General features: G+C 71.3%; 4 protein-coding genes. All 4 read right to left on the reverse strand.

Annotated elements, in window-relative coordinates:
- Nucleotides 1-84: 84 nt before the first annotated feature.
- Nucleotides 85-1,242, reverse strand: a complete 1,158-nt coding sequence (ispG, locus tag AOK18_RS24145) for a flavodoxin-dependent (E)-4-hydroxy-3-methylbut-2-enyl-diphosphate synthase (RefSeq protein WP_055573340.1) — start codon at nucleotides 1,240-1,242, stop codon at nucleotides 85-87.
- A 195-nt stretch (nucleotides 1,243-1,437) separates the two neighbouring features.
- Nucleotides 1,438-2,730, reverse strand: a complete 1,293-nt coding sequence (locus AOK18_RS24150; RefSeq protein WP_175400326.1) for a M50 family metallopeptidase — start codon at nucleotides 2,728-2,730, stop codon at nucleotides 1,438-1,440.
- Between the two features lie 8 nt (nucleotides 2,731-2,738).
- Nucleotides 2,739-4,001 (reverse strand): 1-deoxy-D-xylulose-5-phosphate reductoisomerase, encoded by a 1,263-nt coding sequence (gene dxr, locus AOK18_RS24155; protein WP_055695699.1) that lies wholly within the window; start codon nucleotides 3,999-4,001, stop codon nucleotides 2,739-2,741.
- 126 nt (nucleotides 4,002-4,127) lie between these two features.
- Nucleotides 4,128-6,068: an acyl-CoA dehydrogenase family protein gene (locus tag AOK18_RS24160; RefSeq protein ID WP_055573346.1), complete on the reverse strand. Its 1,941-nt coding sequence runs from the start codon at nucleotides 6,066-6,068 to the stop codon at nucleotides 4,128-4,130.
- Nucleotides 6,069-6,392 lie beyond the last annotated feature (324 nt).

Below are 6,392 nucleotides of genomic sequence, written 5' to 3' on the forward strand. Positions count from 1 at the left end.
GTCCTGCCCGGAGTCGCTCCGGGCAGGACGGGCCGGGCGGCCGGCCGGGGGGACGGACGGGTCCGGCGGGTCCGGCGGGCTTCGTCAGCCGGCGACCGAGATCCGGGGTTCGCCGGAGGCCACGCCCTCGGCCTCCATCCGCTCGGCGATCTTCATGGCCTCCTCGATGAGGGTCTCCACGATCTTCGACTCCGGCACGGTCTTGATGACCTCGCCCTTCACGAAGATCTGCCCCTTGCCGTTGCCCGAGGCCACCCCCAGGTCCGCCTCACGGGCCTCACCCGGGCCGTTCACCACACAGCCCATCACCGCGACGCGCAACGGCACGTCCATCCCCTCCAGGCCGGCCGTCACCTCGTCCGCCAGCTTGTACACGTCCACCTGCGCACGGCCGCAGGACGGGCACGAGACGATCTCCAGGCCCCGCTGCTTGAGGTTCAGCGACTCCAGGATCTGCAGGCCCACCTTGACCTCCTCCGCCGGCGGCGCCGACAGCGAGACCCGGATCGTGTCACCGATGCCCTGCGAGAGCAGCGCGCCGAAGGCCACCGCCGACTTGATCGTGCCCTGGAACGCCGGGCCCGCCTCGGTCACCCCCAGGTGCAGCGGGTAGTCGCACTGCGCGGCCAGCTGCCGGTAGGCCTCCACCATCACCACCGGGTCGTTGTGCTTGACCGAGATCTTGATGTCCCGGAAGCCGTGCTCCTCGAACAGCGACGCCTCCCACAGCGCCGACTCCGTCAGCGCCTCCGGCGTCGCCTTCCCGTACTTCTGCAGCAGCCGCCGGTCCAGCGAGCCCGCGTTCACCCCGATCCGGATCGGGGTGCCGTGGTCCTTCGCCGCGCTCGCGATCTCCTTGACCTTGTCGTCGAACTGCTTGATGTTGCCCGGGTTGACCCGCACCGCCGCGCAGCCCGCCTCGATCGCGGCGAACACGTACTTCGGCTGGAAGTGGATGTCGGCGATCACCGGGATCTGCGACTTGCGCGCGATCGTGGCCAGCGCGTCCGCGTCGTCCTGCGTGGGACACGCCACCCGCACGATCTGGCAGCCCGACGCCGTCAGCTCCGCGATCTGCTGCAGCGTCGCCCCGATGTCCGACGTCCGCGTCGTCGTCATCGACTGCACCGACACCGGCGCGTCCCCGCCCACCGCCACCGACCCGACCTGGATCTTCCGGCTCTTGCGGCGCGGGGCCAGCGTGGTCGGAACGGACGGCATGCCGAGAGAAATCGCAGTCATCTGCTGTGCAACCCCAAGTCGTGGATCAAGGTCCGGCTCCCGGTGAGCAGCGGGCTCCGCGCTCCGAGATTACGGCACGGCCGTCGGCCCCGGCACATCCCGGTCGTAAAACCGCCCAAAGGACGACGGCCCGGAACGAAAGGGTTCCGGGCCGTCGTGAACGGCGGGTGTCCGGCGGGCGCCCGCCGGAGGGCCCTACGAGATCCGTATCGGGTTCACCACGTCCGCGACGAGGACGAGGAGGGTGAAGCAGACGAAGACACCGGCCACCACGTAGGCCACCGGCATCAGTTTCGCCACGTCGAACGGGCCCGGGTCGGGGCGGCGCAGCACCCTGGCGAGGTTGCGGCGCAGCGATTCCCACAGGGCGCCCGCGATGTGCCCGCCGTCGAGGGGCAGCAGCGGGAGCATGTTGAACAGGAACAGGGAGAGGTTGAAGCCGGCGAGCAGCATCACGAACATGGCCATCTGCTGCGAGGCGGGGATGTCGAGCGTGGCGATCTCGCCCCCGACCCGGGCCGCTCCGACGACGCCCATCGGGGAGTCCGGTTCGCGCGGGCCCTCGCCGAAGGCGGCGTCCCACAGGGCGGGCACCTTGGACGGCAGGGCGGCGAGGGAGTCGACCGCGTCGCCGACCCGGTCGGTCATCCAGACCACGGAGTCGCCGAAGTCCTGCTTCACGACGCCGGTGGCCGCGCTGAAGCCGAGGAAGCCCGCCTTGACGTACTCGCCCTCGACGTAGAGCCCGTCGGAGTCCTTCTTGGCGACCAGGTTGGTGGCGATCTCCGCCTGGAGGGTGACTTCCCGGCCGTCGCGGTCGACGACGATCGGCACGGCCTTGCCGGCGCTGTCGCGGATGAGGTCGGAGAGCGTGCCCCACTCGTCGGTCCGGACGCCGTCGAACGCGACGATCCTGTCGCCCGCCTTCATCCCGGCCGCCTCGGCCGGGGACCGGGGGTCGGACCGCTTGCACTCGTCGCGGTTCTCGCTCTGCGAGATGACGCAGGGGGAGACCGAGCTGACGGTGGTGGTCTGCTGCTGGATGCCGAAGCCCATCAGCACGGTGAGGAACAGCGCGATCGCGAGGATCAGGTTCATGAACGGGCCCGCGAACATCACGATCACCCGTTTCCAGGGCTTCCGCGTGTAGAACAGGCGCTTCTCGTCGCCGGGCCGCAGTTCCTCGAAGGCGGCGGAGCGGGCGTCCTCGATCATGCCGCGCCACGGTGAGGTGGAGCGGGCCTCCAGGCGTCCGTCCGCGCCGGGCGGGAACATGCCGATCATGCGGATGTAGCCGCCGAACGGGATCGCCTTGACGCCGTACTCGGTCTCACCCTTGTGCCGGGACCAGAGGGTCGGGCCGAAGCCGACCATGTACTGGGGCACGCGGATGCCGAACATCTTGGCCGTGGACAGGTGGCCCAGCTCGTGCCAGGCGATCGAGACCAGCAGGCCGACCGCGAAGACGACTATGCCGAGGATGAACATCAGGGTCGTCATGCACGCGCCTCCGCGCTCGCCGTACGGGCTGTCATTTCCCGGGTCCTCGCCCGCGCCCAGGTCTCCGCTTCGAGGACGTCCGGGACCGTCAGAGAGGTTCCCGGCCGGGGGGTGCCGTGCTCCTCGACCACCCGGACGACCGTATCGATGATCCCGTTGAACGGCAGCGCGCCGGCGCGGAACGCCTCCACGCACTCCTCGTTCGCCGCGTTGAACACCGCCGGGGCGGTTCCCCCGAGCCCGCCCACGTGCCGGGCCAGGTTCACCGAGGGGAAGGCCTCGTTGTCGAGGGGGTGGAACTCCCAGGTGGACGCCTTGCTCCAGTCGAAGACCGGGGCGGCGTCGGGGACCCTTTCGGGCCAGCCGAGGCCGATGGCGATGGGCCCGCGCATGTCGGGGGGCGTCGCCTGGGCCAGTGTCGATCCGTCCGTGAACTCAACCATCGAGTGGACATACGACTGCGGGTGCACGACGACCTCAATGCGGTCGAAGGGAATGTCGTACAGGAGGTGTGCCTCGATGACCTCGAGGCCCTTGTTGACGAGGGTCGCGGAGTTGATCGTGATCACCGGGCCCATGGCCCAGGTGGGGTGGGCCAGGGCGTCCTCGACGGTGACGTTCGCCAGCTCGTCCCTGGTGCGGCCGCGGAAGGGGCCGCCGGACGCGGTGACGACGAGCTTGCGGACGTCCGCGCGGGTGCCGGCGGCCAGTGCCTGGAACAGCGCGGCGTGCTCGGAGTCGACCGGGATGATCTGTCCCGGCTTCGCCAGTGCCCTGACCAGCGGACCGCCGACGATCAGCGACTCCTTGTTCGCGAGCGCGAGGGTGCGGCCCGCCTCCAGGGCGGCGAGGGTCGGGGCCAGTCCGATGGAGCCGGTGATGCCGTTGAGGACGGTGTGGCAGTCGGAGGCGGCGAGGCGGGTGGCCGCGTCCGCTCCGGCCAGGATCTCGGGCAGCGGCTCCCCCGCGCCGTACCACGCGGCCAGCGCCTCGCGCAGCGCGCCGACGACGTCCTCGCGGGCGACGGCGACCGTGCGCACCCGCAGCCGGTGGGCCTGCTCGGCCAGGAGGGCGACGCGGCCGCCGTTGGCGGACAGGCCGGTGACGCGGAAGCGGTCGGGGTTGCGCAGCACGAGGTCGATGGCCTGGGTGCCGATCGACCCGGTGGAGCCGAGGATCACCACGTCCTTGGGGCCGTCCCCCGCCACGGGGTCGTACACCAGGTGCGGGTCGGCGAGCGGAGCTGGAGCGTCGGTCATGGGCACCATTGTGTCCGGTCGCGGGGACTGCCGGGGCCCCGCCCCGGCAGCTCGTGCGTCGTGGTCCGCGCCGGGGTTCCGCCACCGGGTCCGTCCCCTCCGGCGCCCTCCGGCCGTGCCGCCGTCTCAGCGGATCGGCCGGTGCCGGTTCTCCCGGGTGCTCGGGCCGGGCGCGGCGTCCGCGATCCAGGGGCCGTCGCCCGAGGGGTCGACGACGCCCCGCTCCAGCCAGGTGTACGTGCCGGAGAGCACGCCCCTGACGACCCTGCGGTCGATGTCGTCGGTGTTGGTCCACAGCCGGCCGAAGAGTTCCTCGACGCGGACGCGGGACTGGCGGCAGAAGGCGTCGGCGAGCTGGTAGGCCTCGCGGCCGTTCTCCCCTCGGCTGCGCAGCAGTTCGGCGCGGACGCAGGCGGCGCTCATCGCGAACAGTTCGGCGCCGATGTCGACGATCCGGCCCAGGAAGCCCTGCTTGGTCTCCATCCGGCCCTGCCAGCGGGACATGGCGTAGAAGGTGGAGCGGGCCAGCCTGCGGGCCGCGCGCTCGACGTACCGCAGGTGCGGCGACAGGTCGACGCCGTGCTTGAACTCGCCGTAGGCGCCGGGCAGCTGCCCGGGTCCCGCGACGAGCCTGGGCAGCCACTTCGCGTAGAAGAGGCCGGCGTTCGCCCCTGCCCTCGCCTTGTCGCCCAGGGTCTTCTCGGGGTCGATGAGGTCGCCGGCCACCGACAGGTGGGCGTCGACGGCCTCCCGCGCGATCAGCAGGTGCATGATCTCGGTGGAGCCCTCGAAGATGCGGTTGATGCGCAGGTCGCGCAGGATCTGCTCGGCGGGGACCGCCCGTTCGCCGCGGTCCCGGAGGGAGTCGGCGGTCTCGTAGCCGCGTCCGCCGCGGATCTGGACCAGTTCGTCGGCCATCAGGCAGGCCATCTCCGAGCCGTACAGCTTGGCGAGCGCGGCCTCGATGCGGATGTCGTTGCGGTCCTCGTCGGCCATCTGCGAGGACAGGTCGAGGACGGCCTCCAGGGCGAAGGTGGTCGCCGCGATGAACGCGATCTTCGAGCCGACCGCTTCGTGCAGTGCCACCGGTTTGCCCCACTGCTCGCGGGCCGCCGACCATTCGCGGGCGATCTTCAGGCACCACTTCCCGGCGCCGACGCACATCGCGGGCAGGGACAGCCGTCCGGTGTTCAGCGTGGTCAGAGCGATCTTCAGGCCCTGCCCCTCCTCGCCGATGCGGTGGGCGGCGGGGACCCGGACGCGGTGGAAGCGGGTGACGCCGTTCTCCAGGCCGCGCAGGCCCATGAAGGCGTTGCGGTTCTCGACGGTGACGCCCTCGGAGTCCGCCTCCACGACGAACGCGGTGATGCCGCCCCGGTGGCCCTCGGACTTCGGCACGCGGGCCATGACGACGAGGAGGTCGGCGACCACGCCGTTGGTCGTCCACAGCTTCACGCCGTCGAGGACGTAGGAGTCGCCGTCCGGGACGGCGGTGGTGGCGAGCCGTGCCGGGTCGGAGCCGACGTCGGGCTCGGTGAGCAGGAAGGCCGAGATGTCGGTGCGGGCGCAGCGCGGCAGGAAGGTGTCCTTCTGCTCCCGGCTGCCGAACATCTTCAGCGGCTGCGGGACGCCGATCGACTGGTGGGCGGAGAGCAGGGCGCCGATCGCGGGGCTGGCGGAGCCGACCAGGGCGAGGGCCTTGTTGTAGTAGACCTGCGTCAGGCCGAGGCCGCCGTACTTGGTGTCGATCTTCATGCCGAAGGCACCGATCTCCTTGAGGCCGGTGACCACCTCGTCGGGGATGCGCGCCTCGCGGTCGATCAGGGCCCCGTCGATCCGGGTCTCGCAGAAGTCGCGGAGCTTGGCCAGGAACTCCTCGCCGCGTTCGGCGTCCTCGCCGGCGGGGAGGGGGTGGGGGTGGACGAGGTCGAGCCGGAAGCGGCCGAGGAACAGTTCCTTGGCGAAGCTGGGCTTGCGCCAGTCCTGCTCCCGGGCGGCCTCCGCCACCCGGCGGGCCTCGCGTTCGGTGACGGTGGGTCGGGACGGAGACTCGGGTGTTGCGGACATGAGGCTCACCTCGCCGCGCATCGGAAGGCATGCGGAATGTCGGGGTCCGGTGCCGGGGCCGGTACCGGGGATCGTTTCGGGTGATCTTGAGCGTGTACGTTACCGATTGGCGCTACCCGTACGTATGTACCCGATTCGTAGCGGCCCCGCCACCCTTCGTGCACCCGTTCGGCCGAGTCCGCCGCAGGCCCGGGGCGGACCGGGCCCCGTGGGAGGGACGGCGGCGGGCCCGTGGCAATCTGGAGGGCGCGGGATCCGGCCGGCGCCCGGTCCGCGCGGTGGCGGATCCCTTCGCACCCTCCCCCTGTCGAAGCGCTTCGACAG

This window comes from Streptomyces prasinopilosus (assembly GCF_001419695.1).
Classification (GTDB): domain Bacteria; phylum Actinomycetota; class Actinomycetes; order Streptomycetales; family Streptomycetaceae; genus Streptomyces; species Streptomyces prasinopilosus.